Genomic DNA, 20,329 nt, shown 5'->3' on the forward strand with positions numbered 1-20,329 from the left:
AAATAGTCATGATTTACCGGGTAACATCCTTGAAAATGTATCGTCTTTTTGTATGTAATGGTGAAACAACGCCGCTGCTGCATGCATGGCAATCAGGAAATAGCCGATATTGGCCAGCATTTCATGAATACGCTTTATATCCGATTTTAGGGTGCTATCTGGCGTCAAAAATACCGGTACAGTAAAACCAAAAAAGCTCCAGCTTTTCCCGCCTGATGCCATCATCGCGACGCCCAGCAGCGGTAAGGCGAGAAAAGTGAGATAAAGCGCGATATGCATTAATTTAGCGGCTACGTGCTGCCAGTGAGGAGGGGGAGGCGTAATGACCGGATCCGGGTATTTGTGTTTAAGATATAACCGTAAAAACATCAGCGCCCAGACCAGAACGCCCATGTCATAGTGCATGTCTTTCATAAACAGGTAAACGCTGGAGCCTTTTGGCGCCCACCCCCGTAACTCAATAGCCGCATATGCGATGCCTGTCAGGAGCAGTGTTAACCAGTGAAGCGTTATTTGCAGTCTTGAGAAATGTGCCATTATTATTATCCTTTATTAACAACTGCTTGTAGGGTATGCGTAAAATCTTAACAGAACCTTAAAGCGGGGGCTGAGTCGCAAGGAACAGACAGAGATAGCGGCACGTAAAATGGGATAAAAAGCCGGCGGCATCGCCGGCTTACTGTTGTTATTGTCCTCTTACGACAACACAGGTTTTACCATAAAACGGATATGAGCCTGTAGTTTCATAATCAACACTCGACACTAAAGAAATATCGCCCGCTTTTTTCGCTGAATCAATAGATGCGTCGCCGGTATTTACAATACCCAATACCGTTTGCGCACACGCTTTACCGGTTTTGGTTGCCGGGAGACTCGTGGCAGTAATTGGCCCTTTAACATCCGTATATAAGCCAATCCCTGTCGGTGATGGTCCTGTAGCACACCCCGTTAAAAGAGAACCAATAAAGATAATTGAAAAAATGTGTTTTTTATTTGTCATGGGATTAGTCCATTATAAATTAATAGAAAACTTACCGTCCGAAAATGTCCGGACAGTCATTTAAAAAGTGGTGTATATTAAATATGCGATATTACTCTTTGCACCCTCCTGTTGATGTCGTACCTGATGGACAAATATCCGTTGAAGCCGGATATATTCCCCATGCCGTGTTTTTATAACTTGCGCATCCTGTCAGCAATGAGAACACTACGGCTAAAAAAATCATCACGAGCCCTGGCGGCGTTAACATTTTTCGGTTGGACTCCATAGCATGTCATTTCATCGGGTTGCCATATGACTGGCGTTCTGCTGGTAAGTTTCATTAACGCCCGGTTCGTTTAATATTGGTTTAGGTTTAAAGCCAGGAAGCGCTAATTACGATACCTTCTTACGTTTCAGTACTGACTAATAACGTTGAGAAAATGAACAGCGTCGGATGGGAAGACGTAATACAGAATAGAAAGGAAATAAGAGAATAAGATGGCGTTAATTAACCCGGTATTCCTTGCGTCATTTCCCTTGCGTTTTATCCCCGTCAAAAGCGGCCTTTAGCCCACGTTGGCGCTCCCGACGTTTGTGCGTATGATGTTTTTAAAAGATCGTCATACTTTCTGTTCTGCGTCAATTTTTTCATTACAAATGCTCGCCATAATGCCGTCCTCAGGAGGTCTCCCGACGTTTATGCTGCGCCGGGAGAAACAAAAACAACGCATAATCTGGGACAAATTGATGATTAAAGGCAAACTGGCGCTCGTGACGTGCGCACTGACTCTGGTATTCACTTCGTCGCTTTTCGCCGCGTCGGACACGGCAGACGGTCGTACCCTGAAGTTGGCCATTGGCCCTGAGCCAACGGAAGGCTTTGATCCTATGCTGGGCTGGAGCCACGGCAGCTACTTATTGCTTCATGCGCCGTTGCTCAAGCAAAACGCCGATATGAGTTGGGGTAATTTACTGACGGAAAAAGTGGACACCAGCCCCGATGGTAAAACCTGGATACTGACCTTAAAACCCGATCTGAAATTCTCCGATGGCTCGCCATTAACTGCCGAAGATGTCGTTTTTACATATAACAAAGCGGCGAAGAGCGGCGGTAAAATTGACATGGGCAACTTTAGTCATGCGCGAGCGCTGGATGCGCGCCGAATTGAGATGACGCTGAGCCATCCGCAGAGCACCTTTGTGAATGTATTAGGATCGTTAGGGATTGTTCCGGCCAGCCGTTATGATGAAAAAACGTTCGCCCGTGAACCGATAGGCGCCGGTCCATACCGACTGGTCAGCTTTCAGCCGGGTCAGCAACTGATCGTTGAAGCTAATCCCTGGTATGCGGGTAAAAAGAATGACTTTAACCGACTGGTTTTTGTCTTTCTGGATGAAGATAATGCTTATGCTGCCGCGCGCAGCGGACAGTTGGGACTGGTGCGCATTGCCCCTTCTATGGCGGTGGCCCCGCAGCAGGATAATCTTAAACTCTGGGTACGCGATAGCGTTGAAAACCGGGGCATTGTCTTCCCGATGGTGCCTGCCGGTAAAAAGGATGCTAACGGTTATCCTGTCGGCAACGATGTGACCGCTGATGTCGCTATCAGACGCGCAATTAACTATGCCATTAATCGTAAGCAATTGGCGGAACAGGTGATGGAAGGCCATGCGATACCCGCCTATAGCGCGGTGCAGGGATTGCCGTGGCAAAATCCTTCAGTGATATTCAGCGATGGCGATATTGCAAAAGCGCGCGCCATCCTGGAAGAGGCTGGCTGGAAGATAAACAGTGCGGGCGTGCGTGAAAAAGCAGGTAAAGAAGCGCGTCTGACCTTATGGTATGCCAGTGGCGACAGCACCCGACGGGATCTGGCCGAGGCGGTGCGCGCCATGTTGCAGCCTTTAGGCATTGTCGTCTCGTTGCAATCGGGAAGCTGGGAAACTGTAGAGCGCCATATGCACGCTAACCCTACGCTGTTTGGCTGGGGAAGTCTGGACCCGATGGAACTCTTCCATCACTACAGTGGGAAAGCCGCTGGTGTGGAATATTATAACCCGGGCTATTACAGCAACCCTGCGGTAGAAGCACATCTGAAACAGGCTATAGATGCGCCTGACTGGCAAAAGGCGATTCCTTTCTGGCAGCAGGTTGAGTGGGATGGGAAGCAGGGCGCGGGCGTCCAGGGCGATGCGGCATGGGCATGGCTGCTTAATATTCAGCATACCTATCTGGCCAACCCCTGTATTGATCTGGGAAAAGGCGCGCCAGAAATCCACGGTAGCTGGTCGGTGTTAAACAATCTTGATGACTGGACCTGGACCTGTCGGTGATGAAATTGTTCTTCAGTCATTTTTTGCGGCTGATTATTCTGTTGGTGCTGGTGGCTGCCGGCACCTTCATTTTGCTTAGCTTTTCGCCCGTTGATCCTATCCGTGCTTATATTGGCAACGATCTGCTCCATGTTCCGCCAGAACAATATGCGCGGATTGCGGCGCGCTGGGGGCTCGACCAGCCGCTGTGGGAGCGTTTCGGTCACTGGTTTTGGCGTTTGCTCCAGGGAGACATGGGGTATTCCATGCTGTTCAACATGCCTGTCGCCAACGTGATCCGGGAACGTTTTGCAACGTCATTCGCGCTGCTGGCAGGCGCCTGGCTATTGTCTGGTGTGTTGGGCGTGACATTGGGTTTTCTGGCCGGACGTTTTCTCTACCGCTGGCCGGATAAGATGATTTGCCGTATCAGCTACTTATTGTCATCGTTGCCCACTTTCTGGATAGCAATGCTGTTGCTGGCGCTGTTTGCCGTCCGCTGGCCGGTATTACCTGTTTGTTGCGCCTGGGACCCCGGAAATAATGCAGGAACAGCTCTTTTATCGGAACGCTTACGCCATCTTGTGTTGCCGGTATGTGCGTTAAGTCTGTTGGGCATGGGGCAAATTGCGCTGCATACGCGAGAAAAAATAGCCAGTGTAATGAAGAGCGAATTTATTCGTTTTGCGCGCGCTCAGGGGGATAAAGGATGGTCGCTGTTACGTCACCAGGTGTTACGTCATGCGATTACCCCAGCACTCTGTTTACAGTTTGCTTCTCTGGGAGAACTGATGGGGGGAGCGTTACTGGCAGAAAAAGTCTTTGCGTATCCGGGGCTGGGACAGGCCACTATCGATGCCGGCCTGCGTGGCGATGTCCCGCTACTCATGGGGATCGTTTTATTCTGTACGCTATTAGTGTTTGCCGGAAATACGATTTCAGCCTGGCTTGTGGTGGTGCTTAATCGATCGCTGGAGCGTCCCGATGCTCTATAATCCTGCCCCGACGTTGTTTCGTCTGATCCTCTCCGTTACCTGTCTGCTGTTTATTGCCGGATACGGTTATGCCACGTTGAGCCAGCCGCCAGAGGTTAATCTGCTTGCCCGGCATCTGTCGCCTGATATCCAGCACTGGTTTGGCACCGATAATCTGGGGCGCGATGTATGGCTTCGTTGCTTTCAGGGGGCCTTCACCAGTTTACAAATTGGTGTTGGCGCCGCGCTGTGCAGCGGCGTTATCGCGCTAGTGATGGCGGCAGTGGCGCGCATTCATCCCCGGCTGGACCTCCTGATGCGGCTGATAACCGATGCCATGCTCGCCATGCCGCATTTACTTTTGCTGATCCTTATCTGTTTTACGCTCGGCGGCGGTAAAAGCGGCGTCATTGCGGCCGTAGCGTTAACGCACTGGCCCCGTCTGGCGCTGATTCTGCGCGCCGACGCGGAGCGGGTAGCGCAGAGTGACTACCTGACATTGACCTATCGTCTGGGGCATGGACACCTTTATTGCTGGCGATATCACTATTTTCCGGCGCTATTGCCGCAATGGTTGACGGGAACGTTATTGATGTTTCCTCATGCGGTATTGCACAGCGCGGCGTTAAGTTTTCTGGGGTTTGGGCTGGCGCCGCATGAGCCTTCGCTGGGGCTGTTGCTGGCGGATGCGTTACGGTTTATTAGCCATGGAAACTGGTGGCTGGTGCTGTTTCCCGGCCTAATGTTATTCACGCTGGTGATGCTCTTCGATCAGTTTGCGCGCGCCATTCAGCGGCTGTGGCTAAGGAGTGACGTATGCTGAGTTTACAACAGGTTACGCTGGAAAGCGCGCGTTATCGCTGGTATGGCGCGAGACGCTGGTCGCCGTTATTACAGAATGTCTCTTTTGATATCGCGCCCGGCGAAATGGTGGCATTGGTTGGCGGCAGCGGGGAGGGCAAAAGTCTGCTGCTGCAATGCCTGCTCGATCTGCTGCCGGAAAATTTACGCTTTCGGGGGGAGATTACGCTTGATGGCAACCGGCTGGACAGACATACCATCAGGCAGCTTAGGGGCAATACGTTTAGCTACGTGCCGCAGGGGGTACAGGCGCTTAATCCCATGCTGAATATCAGAAAACATTTGAACAGAGCATGTCATCTGACCGGACGCGCCTGGGATGAGACGCAGATGGTACAGCTATTGCAGCAAAGCGATCTCGAACCGACAGTTCTGGAACGCTTTCCCCGCCAGCTCTCCGGCGGGATGGCTAAACGAATTCTGGCGTGCCACGCCTCGCTTAGCCAGGCACGTTATATTCTCGCGGATGAGATCACCGCCTGGCTTGATACCGCACTGGCAAACCAGTTGCTCGAGCACTTGCGAGGTCTTTGCAAGCGGGGATGCGGCGTGCTGTGGGTGACTCATGACCTGCTGCTGGCGGCGCGGTATGCCGATCGCATTGTGGCGCTGCATCAGGGTTATATCACGGACAATATCCGCTGCGAGCAGTTACAGCCGGAAGAGATGAGTGAGCCGTTAAAACGGCAATGGCAAGCATTGCCTGAACTAAACCCGTTATTTATGCCGACCGGAGAGGGAATAGAATGCTAAGCTGCCGCGACCTCGTTATTCGTCAGGGCGGGAAAGTCTTATGGCAGAACCTGACGTTTACGATTTCTGCCGGTGAACGGGTAGGAATTCATGCGCCAAGCGGAACGGGGAAAACAACGTTGGGGCGCGTCCTGGCCGGATGGCAAAAGCCGACGGCGGGCGATGTTCTGCTGGACGGCAGCCCGTTACCCCTGCATCAGTATTGTCCGGTACAGCTTGTCCCCCAGCATCCTGAACTGACGTTTAATCCCTGGCGAAGCGCCGGAGACGCTGTACGTGATGCCTGGCAGCCTGACCCGGAAACGATGAGGCGTTTGCATGTGCAGCCCGAGTGGCTGACGCGTCGGCCAATGCAGCTCTCAGGCGGGGAGTTGGCGCGTATTGCGATACTGCGCGCGCTTGACCCGCGAACGCGTTTTCTGATTGCCGACGAAATGACGGCGCAACTCGATCCGTCTATTCAAAAAGCGATATGGGTATACGTGCTTGAGGTGTGCCGCAGCCGTTCATTAGGAATGTTGGTGATTAGTCATCAGTCTGCGCTACTTGATCAAGTCTGTACCCGCCATTTACAGGTGGAATAGCCGCAAGTCGTTTCTCCGCATTGCCGTGTCGCCGTTAACGCACCGGGAACCCATGGGTTCCCGGTATTGTCGGCAGAGATTTTACTGCATGACGCGTTTATCTGCGTTTTTTGCATCAGCGGTATTACTGTAGTCCCTGGTCTCTTCAACCTGTACAGGGGCTCTGACAACCAGACTTGGCAGCGCCAGTTCGATATCATTCTCAATGAGTTTTTCAATAATACGGATATTTATCTCTTGCTGAATATCCATGTATTTATTGTAATCCGCGGTATTGACGATATGCACCACCTCATAGGTCAGCCGATCCTGACCAAAGGCCAGTAGATGGGCGCGGTCGAATTGTGTTTCGCCGACATCGGTAATAATCTTTTTCACCATATCGCCGATGAGGCGTAACTTTTCCGGCGGTGTCGCAGTGGCGACGCCAAAAGTAAACACGATACGACGCGTTTGCATCCGCTTATAGTTGTGTATGGTTTGCTGCAACAACTGCGCGTTCGCACAAACGATCTGTTCGCCGCTGAGGCTACGGATGCGAGTGGTTTTCAAACCGATATGTTCAATCGTACCGGCTACATCATTAAAGACGACGAAATCGCCGATCTCGAAGGGCTTATCGAAACCAATCGACAGCGAAGCGAAGACATCGCTCAGAACGGTTTGTACCGCCAGGGCAATAGCAATACCGCCCACGCCGAGGCTGGCTACCAGTGCGGTAATATCCACGCCGACGTTCGCCAGGATGGAGAGCAACATCATAGACCAGACGAGCACGCGCAAAATCATACCAAGAATGACTAACGTCACCGGGTTTTTATTGGAGCCTGGGGCATACAGTAAATGACGCATCCATGACTGTACGCCCTGATCAAGCCAAATCGCCATTTGAATCGCAACCACTAAAAACCAGGCGTGAGAGAGGGTAGAGAATAACCGGTCGGGCAGGGCGACAAAGCGCAGGCTAAAGAGAAATGCGGCAAAAAAGATTAGCATCTTACTGGTCTTTTTCAGCATCTCGAAAACAATAGGCCGCAGCCGCCCATGAGCATCATCCTTTTTATCCGGGCGTTGTAGCGCTTTATAGACCACATTAAGTAGCCAGTTGATGAGCCAGTAAGTAATGAGGGTGACGAAAAAAACGACCGCCAGATTGATCCAGAACGTCGTTGACATCAGCATCGCAACGATATTTAGTCGTGCTAAATACTCCATTTTACCTCCGATGAAAAGCAGATGAACATTACAGTATAGACGTCACATCACGGAGGCCGATTTCCGGCTTTACTATTGCTGTTTTATTCAGCACTTTTGTTCAAAAAGTATGAAAAAGAGGGGTAGCCGTTTGGCTATCCCGGCGTTTCTGTGCAGACTTATCTACTCCTCTTAATAAAATAAGGAGTCATTTATGCAACAAGAACATCGTGAGTGTATTGAGCAGTGTTATGAATGCGCGGCGGCGTGTGATATCTGCGCCTCTTCTTGTCTGCGTGAAGATAACGTCGAAATGATGAAGCACTGCATCCAGTTAGATATGCAATGTGCGGCCATTTGTCGCCTGGCGGCGCAATTTATGGCATTGGAAAGCGAGTACTCACAAAAATTATGTCGCCTGTGCGCGGATATCTGCAAAGCCTGCGCCGAAGAGTGTGCAAGGCACGATCACGACCATTGCCAGAATTGCGCGCGGGCATGCAGCCAATGCGCAGACGCCTGCCTTAAAATGGCCGCGTAATTTTTCTTCCGCCATTAGCTCAACCGGATAGAGCATAGAGCTTCTACCTCTAAGGTTCGGGGTTCAATTCCTCGATGGCGGACCAGTTGATATCAAAAAAGGCCACCTGCGCGGTGGCCGCTGAGTTTCTGTTGAAATAAATGCAATGTTATAATATAACAATCATCTTTCTAAGAAAGATGAGGGTAACGTTTTGGTGATTCATTTAAAAAAACTGACAATGCTTCTGGGAATGCTGTTGGTAAATAGTCCTGCCTTCGCGCATGGTCATCATGCTCATGGCGCGCCGATGACGGAGGTTGAGCAAAAAGCGGCAGCGGGTGTGTTTGATGACGCTAATGTACGCGATCGCGCGCTCACCGACTGGGATGGTATGTGGCAATCCGTCTATCCTTATCTGGTCAGCGGCGAGCTGGACCCTGTCTTCAGACAAAAGGCGAAGAAAGACCCGGAGAAAACGTTTGAGGATATTAAAGCGTATTATCGCAAAGGATACGCGACGAATGTTGAGACGATCGGCATTGAAAATGGCGTTATAGAATTCCATCGCGACAATAACGTTGCATCCTGTAAATACAATTATGCCGGCTATAAAATTCTGACTTACGCATCGGGTAAAAAAGGGGTGCGCTACCTGTTCGAATGTAAAGATGCGAATAGCAAAGCGCCTAAATATGTTCAGTTTAGTGATCATATCATTGCCCCGCGCAAATCGGCGCACTTCCATATCTTTATGGGAAATACCTCGCAGCAGGCATTGTTGCAAGAGATGGAAAACTGGCCTACCTATTATCCTTATCAGTTAAAGGCGAATGAGGTCGTTGACGAAATGCTACATCATTAAGTCTGATGCAATGTTAAAAGCTCGCTATGAATAGCGAGCTTTTTTCTGCCGTTATGCCATATTTCTGGCAATCAATATAAAAAATACCTGTGCCCCCGGAGCAACGATGACGCTGTCCATACCGCCCTCGATTCAATGCCAAACGGAAGCGGCGTGTCGCCTGATTACTCGTGTCACAGGCGATACGTTGCGTGCTATTCATTTATATGGTTCCGCTGTCGCGGGCGGTCTGAAGCCAAACAGCGACATTGATCTGCTGGTGACAATATGCCAGCCGCTGACGGAGGCCCAACGCGCAACGCTGATGCAGGAATTGCTGGCGCTTTCATCGCCGCCGGAGGCGTCAGCAGAAAAACGCGCTCTGGAGGCCACGGTCGTGCTTTATTCGCAGCTGGTTCCCTGGTGTTTTCCACCTGCCCGGGAAATGCAATTTGGCGAGTGGCTAAGAGAGGACATTTGCCAGGGGATTTATGAACCAGCGCAACAGGACTGGGACATTGTGTTACTGATAACCCAAATTCTGGAAACCAGTATACCGCTAAAGGGAGAACGCGCGGAACGGCTGTTCACGCCAGCCCCTGCGGCGCAGTTGCTGAAGGCCTTGCGTTATCCCCTCGACCTTTGGCAATCCACGGCAGATGTGCAGGGAGATGAGTATCATATCGTTTTAACCCTGGCGCGTATCTGGTATACCCTTTCTACCGGGAGATTTACCTCTAAGGATGCGGCGGCTGACTGGCTGTTACCTCAGTTGCCAGAAGATTATGCTGCCACGTTGCGTGCGGCGCAGCGTGAATATTTAGGTCTGGAGCAACAGGACTGGCATATTTTGCTGCCTGCGGTCGTACGCTTTGTGGATTTTGCCAAAGCGCACATCCCCACGCAGTTCACATAAGATGCCCCAGGACGTCTGTCAGGTTGCGCAAACGGCGTTCCTCAACTACTACTTAATAGGTTCTCATCGCTGAAGTAAGCAGATGATCTTATGCGGCCATCGAATGGATATTCCCACATGGCTCTCGTTTTGTTGAGGTGGATATGACTGGTTCCGCATCATCTGTTTTAAAGACAGATACAAGACTATTGAGCGAAAACCTGTTTCTTAATTATGGTCTGGAGTCCTTATTTAAGGACGTCGCAATAATAGCTGGCAACGTAAATTATATTATTTTTGATATCGACGATTACTACACCGTACAGCAGTATATTACTTCCACATTTAAAACGGTACTCATTGGAATTGTTACCCATAATGAATATAACTTTATTGATGAACATCATGCTATATATCGAATAAAGGTCGATGCCTCTATTGCTGAGTGGCGTGAGTTACTGATTTTGGCCGCTGCTGGTCAATTTTTTCCCAGGTCAGAGAAAGTCAGATTAACGGCGAATGAAAGAAATGTTTTGGCGATGCTTGTTAAAGGAATGGATATCCGACAAATAAGCTGTGAGCTGAATGTACATTTAAAAACTATTTACTCAGTACGCTACCATGTTCTGACTAAATTAGGTTGTAGAACAGTTCTGGATTATCAAATACTGTCCGTTTCTAAAGCCTTTACGCACTGGCTTACAATAAATAATGTTGATAATGTAATTTCCCGTGTAAATAGTAAGGTCATTGCTTAATAATGATTTGCTTCTGATGGCGTTTAGGTTCACTATGCTTTCTTACATCATCATGAGGCCAGACAGGCATGGCTACTTTTAGTATTAGCGCAATGGCGGCGCAGTGTGGTGTCACAACAGCAAATATCAGGTCCTGGGAACGCTATGGCCTGCTTCAACCTACCAAAGATGAAGCTGGCAATCGTTTTTATTGCATAGAAGATGCTATCAGAATACAGCATATTATCGACGCGTTAAGCAAAGGCTTTTCATTAAAAGAGATTAAACCTGCCCTCTATGGTGAAGAAACGCATTGCCGCTCGGGATGGTTATTCTACCAGGAAGAGATTTTAGCGCAGTGTAGAAAATTCGAACCCGCCAAATTGCGAAAATTACTCTGGCGTTATGGTCGGGAAATTCCGCCGTGTATCGTAATTGAGTCAATACTGCGTCCTTTACGGCTGTGGTTGTCCGCAGGCGATGATGATGCACGCCGATTTGAAAAGGCATTACTGGATACTGCGATTATTGAATACGCCACGTTCCAGCTAAGTAGCGTACGAAAGGCGCCAGCAGGCACAATGCTTATTGCTGCGTTTTCGCTGAACGACCCCATTGAGCTATGGCTGGAAACGATTAAATATTGTAGTGAAGGTATGCGAGTTGAAGTCATCCCCTGGCAGGCGCCGATGCCCGATCTTTTATCAACGTCTTTCGAGCATATTGTTTTGTGGCATGATGAGACATTAACTCCCGCGCAGGAAAATCTTATTCAGGCTTTAAAAGAATCGGGTAAATTTAGTCTTCATGTGAAAAATGGCTCAGGCTTAACATTACTGCCAGCCGTATATCGGCAGCATGAGATGCCAGAAAGCATGCAGCATGTTGCACCGCAAATCCATGCAAACGGCTACGAAAAATCAGGCACCGCACGTTGAGGCATCTGCATTATTAACGAACAGGGGAGGAGTAACCCCCTCCCTTGTTTATACCCTTCATACTTCAAGTTGCTTATGTGTTGGCTACGGATTACTCGGCCCATCCATGGGCCTCGCCCTGACGGGCCGTCGCACGCGACGTTCAAATCTGCTCCCGGCAGATTTGTCGTTCACCCCAGTCACATAGTTATCTATGCTCCTGGGGACTCACTCCCTTGCCGCCTTTAAGCAACTCGCATTATTTTGGGTATATATTAGATGTCGTCAGGTGTCTGAAACAAAACGGCTTCTAAGGCATTACGGTAAATATCAAGCTGCACTACGTCTTTTTCTGTTTCCAGTTTTTCAATAAGTTTGGCGATGATATCCTTATTTGAGACATGCTGCTGCGATTGCAATAGTTCGTAAGTAATTTCCTGAATAGCTCGCTGTTCACATAACATATGTGCAGAAAAAGGATTGCCAGTACTATTTTGTTCGTTGACTAGTGTAATGGTAGTCATATTTCACCATATTCGATGTAAATTGAAGCCGATCTCCCTGAGCGGGGGAGAGAAATTAGTGACCTATTAAAATTAGACCTATATCATAAAACCGTAATAAAAAATCATAAAAACGTGATGTGCATCACATTTGTGTGATTTGTTGTATATTTTATACACTTTAAGTGAAGGTGAAGATTCCGTAGAATCAACGGCCTGTTCTTTTTATCACTCCAGTTTAAACGAATAAGCATTAATACCCATCTGTAATAATTACTTAATGTTATCTTAATAAAGGTAAATTACTGTCAGGCCTCCGTAAAAGGAGGTTGATTAATGATTCGTCATATCGCCATTTTTCTTTGTTCTTTATTGATGTGCAGCACCACTTTTGCCGATTCGGTAACGTCGGTATCGCTTGGCGCGCTCTTAACCGCGCTCAATGAACGCATGTTATTAATGAAAGATGTGGCTGCTTATAAAATGAAGCACCATCTGCCGATAGAGGATTTCACACGTGAACAAAATGTTTTTGCCGAGGCTGAAGAAGAAGCGAAAAATAACGGTCTGGACCCGCATTCGATAACCCCTTTTATTCGTTCGCTAATGGATGCCAGTAAAGCGATACAGTACCGCTATTTAGCGCAGTGGCGAACCGGCTCAGAACCCTCCTTTCCGATACAAACCTTGTCGGTCACCCGGCAACGTATTCGACAACTTGATAATCAAATGTTGATCATTATCAGCCAGCGCCTGATGATCGGCGCTTTCAGCCATGAGGATATGGTGTGGCTGAGAACGCACTTTAATGCGCCGAATCTGAATGAGAGCGATATCAGTGATGTGTTGGCAGCCCTATCTTTGGTGCGACGCGCGCGTTAATCCCCCATGAGGAAACGTGGGCCAATACCGGGTGATTGCCTGCGGGGGCGCGATAAAAGAACGTTTTTGGGTGATGGGGATATAAGCGTGGCGGAATAGCGGCTGGAGAGACGTGGTTTCGCTTCCCATCTTCCGGTGCATTCGTTAGCATACTGTTTCGCAGCTAAGCGTAAATGTTTTCAGGAAGAGGTTAATGTGTTCGCGGAGTATGGTGTTCTGAATTATTGGACGTACCTGGTCGGGGCGATTTTTATCGTTCTGGTACCGGGGCCGAATACGCTTTTTGTGCTTAAAAATAGCGTGGGACGCGGGGTTAAAGGAGGATATCTTGCCGCATGCGGCGTGTTTATCGGCGATGCGATATTAATGTTTCTGGCGTATGCGGGCGTGGCGACGCTGATCAAAACAACGCCGGTTCTGTTTAACATTGTTCGCTATCTCGGCGCGTTTTATCTGCTCTACCTTGGCGCAAAAATCCTTTACGCCACTCTGACCTCAAAAGGGCGTGCGGCGACGGAAACGGTAGTTCCTTTTGGCGCTATTTTTAAGCGTGCTTTAATTCTTAGCCTGACGAATCCTAAAGCCATACTTTTTTATGTTTCCTTTTTTGTGCAATTTATTGATGTTACTGCGCCGCATACTGGGGTGTCATTTTTTATTTTGGCCACCACCCTTGAAATCGTCAGTTTTTGCTATCTGAGCTTTTTAATTCTTTCTGGCGCTTTTGTAACCCACTATATTGGTACCAAAAAGAAACTGGCAAAAGTGGGCAATTCTTTGATTGGCCTTCTTTTCGTCGGGTTTGCCGCCCGCCTGGCAACGCTCCAGTCTTAACCCTCCCGGACCCGTCGTCAACGGCGGGTCATTGCTCTCCTTTCGGTTTTATTGCGTGGAAAACAGCAAAATAGTAACCAATAAATGGTATTTAAAATACTGTTTTTGGAGCGTAACCTTTTTACGACAGCGATGAGATTATCGCTGAGTAACCTGCGTGAAGAGGGAAGCAAATGCGGCAAATTCCACAAAATCATATCCATACACGTTCCACGCCCTTCTGGAACAAAGAGACGGCGCCTGCCGGAATTTTCGAACGCCACCTTGATAAGGGAACGCGACCCGGCGTTTATCCTCGCCTCTCGGTGATGCAGGGGGCGGTCAAATATCTCGGATACGCTGATGAACATTGCTCTGAGCCGGAAGAGATCATGGTGATCAATGCCGGCGAGTTTGGCGTGTTTCCTCCGGAAAAGTGGCACAATATTGAGGTCATGACGGATGATACCTATTTTAACATCGACTTTTTTGTCGCGCCGGAAGTACTGATGGAAGGGGCGACCTCACGAAAAGTCATTCATGCCGGGAGAGAATAATAATGGGAAAAGCCACTTATACCGTCACGGTCACGAATAATAGCAACGGCGTCTCTGTGGACTATGAAACGGAAGCACCGATGACGTTGCTGGTACCTGAAGTTGCAGCAGAAGTTGTGAAGGATTTGGTCAATACCGTGCGTTCCTACGATACCGAAAACGAACACGACGTTTGCGGTTGGTAAGGATCTTGTAGTATCTATTTGATATAAAGTGATTTTTTAAATCAGAAGCCGCATCGCGCGTCGCCAGCGTGATGCGGTTTTTGCGTATTGAAAAGCGCTGTTTATTTACATCAGACATGGGTTGAAAAGAAACATTAAGAAAACATTAAGAATATCGCATTGTTTGCTAATGAGAGCGTATTCATAAAACTTATGATTGGGTATTAAAAACCAGAAGAGTCTTATAATCATGAAACTCGATACCCGATTAACTTCGTCAGCACTTACTCTTGCGCTTGCCGCTGTGGTCATCCCGTTTACGGCGGACTGGCAATTGCCTTTGCTTAACGGCGTGGTGGTCCGATGGATTGAAAACGGACAAGCGTTATGGTTACTGTTTGGGGCGCTATTTACCGCCTGGTATATACGGCCACTTTCCCGTCCCGAAGGGGCAAAGCAGTTTTGGCTATGGGCTGTTGTCTGGTGGGTGGTGCTATTGGGTAGAAGCACCAGTTGGGGGCGTGACTATTTCCCTGACGAGCCGCGTATGCTGTTCAGAACGATTTCAGTGCTATTAATTGCTGCGTTAGTCTTGCCAGTCCTGTTTTCTGCCGGGCTCCGTAAGGAGATTGTTCGTCGCCTACGGGACGCTCCTCTGCCATTGTGGCTGTTTACCGTGACGGCATGTTCATATCTGATTTCCGACACTGTCGAGCATCATCGGTGGTTGTCGCCGATATTCCTGCATAACGCTCGTTACACAGATTTGATTGAAGAGCTTTATGAAGTGCCATTTATGATCGGTTTGTTTATGGTGACCGTGGTGTTTATGCAGCAGGACAAGCAGGATGAATGTACGGCGCTGGAGATGACCCCGTATCACGCAAAATAGCGCGGCTGAAAAAGACCATGAATTCGACATGGGATAGATAGCGGTTAGCAAAAAAAGCCCGCACTCGGTGAGGCGGGCAAATAATACTGGAAGCAATGTGAGCAATGTCGTACCGAACAGGTGGGTTATAAACTCAACTACTCGGTGTTGATAAAGATAATCGTTATCATTAATGATTGCAACCCTGATATTTATGCGCTTTTATCCACGGCGCTAAAAGGTGATGGATATCACAAACTTCACTTTCCTGACGATGTGCTATTCTTTTTAACGGCAAATAAACCGCTAACGTTAAGACATAAGTGAGGAAAAAATGGGCATTCTTTCATGGATTATTTTTGGACTTATTGCGGGTATTTTGGCTAAGTGGATCATGCCAGGTAAAGATGGCGGCGGATTCTTTATGACGATCATTCTGGGGATCGTTGGTGCGGTAGTCGGAGGATGGATCAGTACGTTCTTTGGCTTTGGCAAAGTGGATGGTTTCAACTTCGGCAGCTTTGCAGTCGCGGTGATCGGCGCGATTGTCGTGCTGTTAATCTACAGAAAAATCAAAAGCTAAACGCAGAACTTTCAGAGATAATAAAGGCTACGACAGGTAGCCTTTATTATTCAAAATGAATTTACCACCAGCCCAGTTCGGTACCCGCCACCGCAATTAGCGCGATGCCCATCAACACCATCGTTGTTTTCCTCATGGTTATGCTCCCGGCGCGGCGTAACCGCCAATAAAAAACCATGCCAAAAATAATATTGCCGTAATGAAAATGACGACAGGGAAGAGGATACCCACTCTCATGCTATTACCTTCACTGTTCAGGGGGCGCCAGAATAGCAGGGTTTTCTCAGCGACAAAAGGTCGGTTGCTTTGTGACAGGGCGTGGTTATTACTGACTTAACCCGGGATAAACACCCACTAAAGCGCTGACAGAAAGTATGGAAATAGCGTACCCGCCAGGTTATCCTGGACAAAATATCGCTTTAAGGAGTCGTTATGAAATTTACGTGGATTGCGTTGCCAGGCGTATTGCTGCTGAGCGCTTGTTCATCGTCGCAACCCAACGCCCCCAGGCCGCCGCGTATTGGGATGCCTAATCCGGCAGCCGTCTACTGTGAGCAACAGGGCGGTACGCTGATGCCGGTGCAGACCCCACAAGGCGTGCGTTCCGATTGCAAATTGCCCAATGGCGAAATCATTGATGAGTGGACATTATGGCGCAGAGAGCACCCTGATACGAAAAAGTGACAACCTGCGGTCCGACGGGATATGATTAAGAACAATCTGATAATGAGTTTCATGCGGCGCAAGAAAATATGTTTCAGTTAAAGCCGGGCGCGTTGGCAATAGTTATTGGCGCTAAAACACCCGCCGGACGGCAGAATATTGGTAAATCGGTTGAGCTATTTTGCCTGTGTCAACCCGGAGATGAATTCATTAACCCGGTAAATGGACACGTCACCTTACTGCCGAAAGAAGCGCCTCGGGCGCTGTGGCTGGTCACGGGCGATGTAGCCTCCGCCGATGGTCAGCACGGTTTTGCCTGGGTGCGGGCAGAACATTTGATGCCGTTGTCCCCGGACAGACAACCAGGCCAGGCGGCGGCACGACAATCACAGCTCTCGTAGCCACTCTGCCAGCACAATGGCATGGTTCTGGCGAGTATCTTTAGCGGCGTATAGCAACGTTAGCGGCTGGTGTCGGGCAATATCCGCCAGCCGTTTGCCTTCTTGATGCTGTTGCGCAAGTTCTGCCCGGTATTGCTGCGCGAAGTGGTTAAAATCAATCAGTTCGCTATGAAAGGCTTTGCGCAATTCGGTGGAGGGCGTAATGGCCTTATTCCATTCATCATAGACCAGCGCTGCTTTTTTAATGCCGCGCGGCCATAGCCTGTCAACCAATACCCGATAACCATCGTCTTTTTCCGCCGGGAAATAGACGCGCTTACACTGGATTCGCATTTTTCCCTCCTGTGTTGGTGTCGCTTACGGTACTTTTGTCGGATAGCGGTAATGATTTTAATGGATCAGGCCTGATAAACGAAGCGTCATCAGGCATTCAAGTGGGTATCAGGTTTATTTATGACGCTATCTCTCGATCGCGTCCGGCGTAGAGGCCGAAAATCGCCATGATGATAGCCAGAACCGTTACGCCCGATAGCGGCAGATACCAGCTACCGCTGGCATCATGAAGTTTTCCCATGACGGGCGGCCCACATGCCGCCAGTAAATACCCGACCGACTGCGCCATGCCGGAAAGCGCCGCCGCCTGATGCGCCGAACTGGCGCGCAGGCCGATAAACGTCAGGCCGAGGATCATCGTCGCGCCTGAACCGAAGCCGAACAGTAGCGTCCAGATGACAGCCTGGCCCGGCACAAACCAAAGCCCCGCCGCGCCCACTGCGCACAAGAGTGAGACCAGCGCGGCAATCCAGCGTTGATCGTTAAAGCGATGCAAAATAAGCGGAATAGCTAACCCAGGCGCCGCGGTCGCCAGTTGCAGCAGGCCATGTAGCGATCCTGCCTGTGCTTCGCTGTAACCGTGGCTGATGAGTATTGTTGGTAACCAGCCGATAATCACATAATAAATCAGTGAGTTAAGTCCCAGAAACAACGTAACTTGCCAGGCTAAAGGCGAACGCCAGATACCGCGTTCATGTAATGCCCGGGAGCTACTCAGGTTAGCTGAGCGGGTAGTGCGCCACTGCGGCAACCAGATAAGAAACGCCAACAGCGGAAACAGCATCAGCATTAACAGCGCGCCGCGCCAGCCAAAACCGTGCAACGCCAGCGGAACCACCAGCGCAGACCCCAACGCGGCGGCGGCGCCCATCGTCAATGAGTACGCGCCCGTCAGCCTGGCGACATGTTGTGAAAAATCGCGCTTAATCAATCCTGGTAGCAGCACATTACCCAGCGCTATCCCGCACCCAATAATGGCAGTTCCGGCAAACAACAATGCAGCGGAGGGCAGGGAGCGGAGGGCAATACCCGCGCAAATCAGCAGCATTGCGGCAAACAGACTGCGTTCCATCCCAAACCGGCGGGCAATACCGGCCGCCAGCGGCGAAACCAGCGCAAACGCCAGAAGCGGCAAGGTTGTTAGCAGGCCCGTCTGGGCGGTGGAAAGACCGTAATCCGAACGGATTGTCTCCAGCAACGGCGCAGCGCCGGTAAATGTTACACGTAGCGTAGTGGCTATCATCAAAATACCGGCAATCAGTAAAGCGCCCTGTTTGCCGCGTGGTGAAAGGGCTGTCGTCATCGTTTTCTCATCTCGTCAGGCGAGGCGATACCTTAACAGTTTTTACTGTTTGGATGAATCAAGCTAAAATGACAATTTATCGCTAAAATCGGACAATATAATGATTGGTCTGAGACTGGACGGTTACGATCCCGACCTTCACCACGATGCCGCTGTGGCCTTTTGTATTCGCGCCAGGGATGATGAACTGTTTAGCCCTCGCCATCAGCATCGCAAGGGACAGTTGATCCTCGCTCTGCACGGCGCGATCACCTGTGAGGTGGAAAATGCGATGTGGATGGTTCCGCCCCAGTATGCCGTCTGGCTCCCCGGCTCGCTGCCGCACAGTAATCATGTGACCGCAGGGGCGGAGCTGTGCTTTTTATTTATTGAACCTGCAGCGGTCGTCATGCCGGAGCGTTGCTGCACGCTGAAAATTTCGCCGTTATGCCGGGAGTTGATTTTATCGCTGGCGCGCAGAACCGATCCCGAAAGAGCGCAAATGCCAACGCAGCGCCTTATTCAGGTGTTGTTTGATGAACTGCCGCAGCAGCCGCAGGAACAATTGCAATTACCGGTATCGGGGCATCCGAAAATTCGCCAAATGGTTGAGACAATGGCGCAGGAGCCCGCGCGATGGAATACGTTAGGGCAGTGGGCCAGCGTATTCGCGATGAGCGAGCGTAACCTTGCCCGGCTGGTCGTCAAAGAGACGGGACTAAGCTTTCGTCGCTGGCGTCATCAGTTGCAATTAATTCTGGCGCTACAAGCGCTGATCGCGGGGCGTAATGTACAGCAGACGGCGCAAATGCTGGGTTATGATTCCACCACGGCATTCATTACCATGTTTAAAAAAGGCCTGGGGCAGACGCCAGGCCAGTATCTGACGGGCGAGTTACTGTTTCCCCACAATTAAAGAGACCAACCCCGCCGCAATCAGTGGGCCGACCGGCACGCCGCGAAACAGCGCGACGCCAAGTACCGTACCGACCAGCAGCCCGGCGACGAGCTGCGGTTGGTTTCCCATCAGCGTAATGCCGCGGCCGCCCAGCCAGGAGACGAAAACGCCGACGGCAATCGCGACCAGCGATTTCCAGTTCACAAAAGAGTGGATCAATGTGGAGGGCGGTAGGGTTCCGCTGGCGATGGGAGCCATCACGCCGATGGTCAGAATGATAATCCCGACGGTGAGTCCCTGTTTTTCAATCCAGGGAAAAAAGGTATTCAACGGGGTTACGCGGACAATAATCAGCACCAGAATTGAGACGGCGACAGTGGTGTTGTGGCTGATAAATCCCAGAGCTGCCAGTCCGAGCAGGATCAGCAGAGTGACATCAAACATTATGGTTTCCTTGCCAAAAAGTAAGCCTGACTACTTTACGCCCAAACGGCAAAGCGCACAGGCCTTTTTAACGATTGATGCGGATTTCAGGCAACTGCCTGAAAGACAATCTCTACGTGAAAAACGGCGTTGTCATTAAATTGCCATCAACGCCGCGTATTGCTAACAGGTGAACCGTCATTGTTGTCTTCCTGAGGATACAATTATGTACGATCCACCGTTTCTTGAAGCGCTGATGATTACGGCGTCGTTTTTCGCCATTTTTATCATTATCGTTGTGTCGGTATTGCTCCTTGAAGGGGAAGGGGACTAAGAGCCTATCCCATTAGGGCTATTTTACTTGCCATTTTGGACCTGGGCA

General features: G+C 49.7%; 28 protein-coding genes, 1 tRNA gene and 1 pseudogene. 21 read left to right on the forward strand and 9 right to left on the reverse strand.

The genetic code is table 11. From position 1 onward, the window contains the following. Positions 1-6 precede the first annotated feature (6 nt). Both ACLJQJ_RS04820 and ACLJQJ_RS04825 read right to left on the reverse strand, forming a co-directional pair. Positions 7-537 (reverse strand): cytochrome b, encoded by a 531-nt coding sequence (locus tag ACLJQJ_RS04820; RefSeq protein ID WP_000929974.1) that lies wholly within the window; start codon positions 535-537, stop codon positions 7-9. Positions 538-685: 148 nt separating this feature from the next. Beyond that, positions 686-1,000, reverse strand: coding sequence for a TRL-like family protein (locus ACLJQJ_RS04825; RefSeq protein ID WP_000182479.1), 315 nt, complete (start codon positions 998-1,000; stop codon positions 686-688). Between the two features lie 681 nt (positions 1,001-1,681). On the opposite strand from ACLJQJ_RS04825, the gene ACLJQJ_RS04830 reads away from it, so the two are divergent. From ACLJQJ_RS04830 to ACLJQJ_RS04850, 5 genes are read left to right on the forward strand one after another with little or no spacing between them, the layout of a single operon-like run. Next, positions 1,682-3,316 carry an ABC transporter substrate-binding protein gene (locus ACLJQJ_RS04830; RefSeq protein ID WP_021294179.1) on the forward strand — a complete coding sequence of 545 codons (1,635 nt, stop codon included), beginning with the start codon at positions 1,682-1,684 and terminating at the stop codon, positions 3,314-3,316. Continuing rightward, the gene (locus tag ACLJQJ_RS04835; protein WP_001748353.1) at positions 3,316-4,290 is read left to right on the forward strand and encodes an ABC transporter permease; all 975 of its coding nucleotides are present in this window, start codon (positions 3,316-3,318) and stop codon (positions 4,288-4,290) included. Before ACLJQJ_RS04830 ends, ACLJQJ_RS04835 begins: the two co-directional genes overlap by 1 nt. Then, positions 4,280-5,092: an ABC transporter permease gene (locus ACLJQJ_RS04840; RefSeq protein WP_000966637.1), complete on the forward strand. Its 813-nt coding sequence runs from the start codon at positions 4,280-4,282 to the stop codon at positions 5,090-5,092. The genes ACLJQJ_RS04835 and ACLJQJ_RS04840 overlap by 11 nt, the downstream gene beginning before the upstream one ends. Next, entirely contained in the window at positions 5,086-5,883 is a 798-nt protein-coding gene (locus tag ACLJQJ_RS04845) for an ATP-binding cassette domain-containing protein (protein WP_063809515.1), read from the forward strand. Before ACLJQJ_RS04840 ends, ACLJQJ_RS04845 begins: the two co-directional genes overlap by 7 nt. Then, a complete protein-coding gene (locus ACLJQJ_RS04850; RefSeq protein ID WP_000947460.1) occupies positions 5,877-6,467 on the forward strand; it encodes an ATP-binding cassette domain-containing protein in 591 nt (196 codons plus the stop codon). The genes ACLJQJ_RS04845 and ACLJQJ_RS04850 overlap by 7 nt, the downstream gene beginning before the upstream one ends. Positions 6,468-6,548: 81 nt before the next feature. Here ACLJQJ_RS04850 and ACLJQJ_RS04855 read toward each other — a convergent pair whose 3' ends face one another. Further along, the gene (locus ACLJQJ_RS04855; protein ID WP_000456065.1) at positions 6,549-7,682 is read right to left on the reverse strand and encodes a mechanosensitive ion channel family protein; all 1,134 of its coding nucleotides are present in this window, start codon (positions 7,680-7,682) and stop codon (positions 6,549-6,551) included. 193 nt (positions 7,683-7,875) lie between these two features. Between ACLJQJ_RS04855 and ACLJQJ_RS04860 the strand changes: the two genes are divergently transcribed. The 6 genes from ACLJQJ_RS04860 (at position 7,876) to ACLJQJ_RS04885 (ending at position 11,595) form a co-directional block, all read left to right on the forward strand. After that, positions 7,876-8,202: a four-helix bundle copper-binding protein gene (locus tag ACLJQJ_RS04860; RefSeq protein ID WP_001183699.1), complete on the forward strand. Its 327-nt coding sequence runs from the start codon at positions 7,876-7,878 to the stop codon at positions 8,200-8,202. An 8-nt stretch (positions 8,203-8,210) separates the two neighbouring features. Then, a tRNA-Arg gene (locus tag ACLJQJ_RS04865) sits at positions 8,211-8,287 on the forward strand. Between the two features lie 111 nt (positions 8,288-8,398). After that, positions 8,399-9,046, forward strand: a complete 648-nt coding sequence (gene zinT / locus ACLJQJ_RS04870; protein ID WP_001537483.1) for a metal-binding protein ZinT — start codon at positions 8,399-8,401, stop codon at positions 9,044-9,046. Positions 9,047-9,152: 106 nt separating this feature from the next. Next, on the forward strand, positions 9,153-9,941 hold the full coding sequence (gene aadA / locus ACLJQJ_RS04875; RefSeq protein WP_063809516.1) for a cryptic aminoglycoside nucleotidyltransferase ANT(3'')/ANT(9): 789 nt from the start codon (positions 9,153-9,155) through the stop codon (positions 9,939-9,941). A 143-nt stretch (positions 9,942-10,084) separates the two neighbouring features. Continuing rightward, positions 10,085-10,678, forward strand: a complete 594-nt coding sequence (locus tag ACLJQJ_RS04880) for a helix-turn-helix domain-containing protein (RefSeq protein WP_001562706.1) — start codon at positions 10,085-10,087, stop codon at positions 10,676-10,678. A gap of 68 nt (positions 10,679-10,746) precedes the next feature. Continuing rightward, complete coding sequence (locus ACLJQJ_RS04885; RefSeq protein WP_000190263.1) at positions 10,747-11,595, forward strand: MerR family transcriptional regulator; 849 nt, start codon at positions 10,747-10,749, stop codon at positions 11,593-11,595. Between the two features lie 254 nt (positions 11,596-11,849). On the opposite strand, the gene ACLJQJ_RS04890 is transcribed toward ACLJQJ_RS04885, so the two are convergent. Both ACLJQJ_RS04890 and ACLJQJ_RS04895 read right to left on the reverse strand, forming a co-directional pair. Beyond that, positions 11,850-12,098: a biofilm/acid-resistance regulator YmgB/AriR gene (locus ACLJQJ_RS04890; RefSeq protein WP_000208086.1), complete on the reverse strand. Its 249-nt coding sequence runs from the start codon at positions 12,096-12,098 to the stop codon at positions 11,850-11,852. Between the two features lie 78 nt (positions 12,099-12,176). Then, positions 12,177-12,331: pseudogene (locus ACLJQJ_RS04895) on the reverse strand (hypothetical protein). An 82-nt stretch (positions 12,332-12,413) separates the two neighbouring features. Between ACLJQJ_RS04895 and ACLJQJ_RS04900 the strand changes: the two are divergent. The 6 genes from ACLJQJ_RS04900 (at position 12,414) to ACLJQJ_RS04925 (ending at position 15,947) form a co-directional block, all read left to right on the forward strand. After that, on the forward strand, positions 12,414-12,959 hold the full coding sequence (locus ACLJQJ_RS04900) for a chorismate mutase (RefSeq protein WP_063809680.1): 546 nt from the start codon (positions 12,414-12,416) through the stop codon (positions 12,957-12,959). A 195-nt stretch (positions 12,960-13,154) separates the two neighbouring features. Beyond that, positions 13,155-13,793 carry a leucine efflux protein LeuE gene (gene leuE / locus ACLJQJ_RS04905; protein ID WP_000457190.1) on the forward strand — a complete coding sequence of 213 codons (639 nt, stop codon included), beginning with the start codon at positions 13,155-13,157 and terminating at the stop codon, positions 13,791-13,793. Positions 13,794-13,966: 173 nt separating this feature from the next. Further along, positions 13,967-14,329 (forward strand): DUF1971 domain-containing protein YeaR, encoded by a 363-nt coding sequence (gene yeaR / locus ACLJQJ_RS04910; RefSeq protein WP_001248993.1) that lies wholly within the window; start codon positions 13,967-13,969, stop codon positions 14,327-14,329. A 2-nt stretch (positions 14,330-14,331) separates the two neighbouring features. Continuing rightward, a complete protein-coding gene (locus tag ACLJQJ_RS04915) occupies positions 14,332-14,514 on the forward strand; it encodes a DUF1869 domain-containing protein (protein ID WP_000513733.1) in 183 nt (60 codons plus the stop codon). A gap of 229 nt (positions 14,515-14,743) precedes the next feature. After that, positions 14,744-15,385 (forward strand): hypothetical protein, encoded by a 642-nt coding sequence (locus tag ACLJQJ_RS04920; RefSeq protein WP_001576139.1) that lies wholly within the window; start codon positions 14,744-14,746, stop codon positions 15,383-15,385. Positions 15,386-15,698: 313 nt separating this feature from the next. Then, complete coding sequence (locus tag ACLJQJ_RS04925) at positions 15,699-15,947, forward strand: GlsB/YeaQ/YmgE family stress response membrane protein (protein ID WP_000512149.1); 249 nt, start codon at positions 15,699-15,701, stop codon at positions 15,945-15,947. 138 nt (positions 15,948-16,085) lie between these two features. Here ACLJQJ_RS04925 and ACLJQJ_RS04930 read toward each other — a convergent pair whose 3' ends face one another. Continuing rightward, positions 16,086-16,184 (reverse strand): YoaK family small membrane protein, encoded by a 99-nt coding sequence (locus ACLJQJ_RS04930; RefSeq protein WP_001589065.1) that lies wholly within the window; start codon positions 16,182-16,184, stop codon positions 16,086-16,088. A gap of 195 nt (positions 16,185-16,379) precedes the next feature. Here ACLJQJ_RS04930 and ACLJQJ_RS04935 point away from each other — a divergent pair, with 195 nt between their 5' ends. After that, complete coding sequence (locus ACLJQJ_RS04935; protein ID WP_000673492.1) at positions 16,380-16,631, forward strand: DUF333 domain-containing protein; 252 nt, start codon at positions 16,380-16,382, stop codon at positions 16,629-16,631. A 68-nt stretch (positions 16,632-16,699) separates the two neighbouring features. Beyond that, positions 16,700-17,011 (forward strand): hypothetical protein, encoded by a 312-nt coding sequence (locus ACLJQJ_RS04940; protein ID WP_000487126.1) that lies wholly within the window; start codon positions 16,700-16,702, stop codon positions 17,009-17,011. Here ACLJQJ_RS04940 and ACLJQJ_RS04945 read toward each other — a convergent pair. Further along, entirely contained in the window at positions 16,997-17,344 is a 348-nt protein-coding gene (locus tag ACLJQJ_RS04945) for a DUF488 domain-containing protein (protein WP_001222527.1), read from the reverse strand. The genes ACLJQJ_RS04940 and ACLJQJ_RS04945 overlap by 15 nt on opposite strands. Before the next feature lie 118 nt (positions 17,345-17,462). Further along, positions 17,463-18,647 (reverse strand): CynX/NimT family MFS transporter, encoded by a 1,185-nt coding sequence (locus tag ACLJQJ_RS04950; RefSeq protein ID WP_000205342.1) that lies wholly within the window; start codon positions 18,645-18,647, stop codon positions 17,463-17,465. A 100-nt stretch (positions 18,648-18,747) separates the two neighbouring features. Between ACLJQJ_RS04950 and ACLJQJ_RS04955 the strand changes: the two genes are divergently transcribed. Beyond that, a complete protein-coding gene (locus ACLJQJ_RS04955; protein WP_048348861.1) occupies positions 18,748-19,542 on the forward strand; it encodes an AraC family transcriptional regulator in 795 nt (264 codons plus the stop codon). Here the strand turns inward: ACLJQJ_RS04955 and ACLJQJ_RS04960 are convergent. After that, entirely contained in the window at positions 19,522-19,968 is a 447-nt protein-coding gene (locus ACLJQJ_RS04960; RefSeq protein WP_000460698.1) for a DUF441 domain-containing protein, read from the reverse strand. The two genes, ACLJQJ_RS04955 and ACLJQJ_RS04960, sit on opposite strands and share 21 nt — an antisense overlap. A 205-nt stretch (positions 19,969-20,173) precedes the next feature. Here ACLJQJ_RS04960 and yoaI point away from each other — a divergent pair, with 205 nt between their 5' ends. Continuing rightward, entirely contained in the window at positions 20,174-20,281 is a 108-nt protein-coding gene (gene yoaI, locus ACLJQJ_RS04965; protein WP_000272239.1) for a small membrane protein YoaI, read from the forward strand. The last annotated feature ends 48 nt before the right edge of the window (positions 20,282-20,329 follow it).

The sequence above is a fragment of the Salmonella sp. SAL04202 genome (assembly GCF_046550775.1).
Classification (GTDB): Bacteria; Pseudomonadota; Gammaproteobacteria; order Enterobacterales; family Enterobacteriaceae; genus Salmonella; species Salmonella enterica.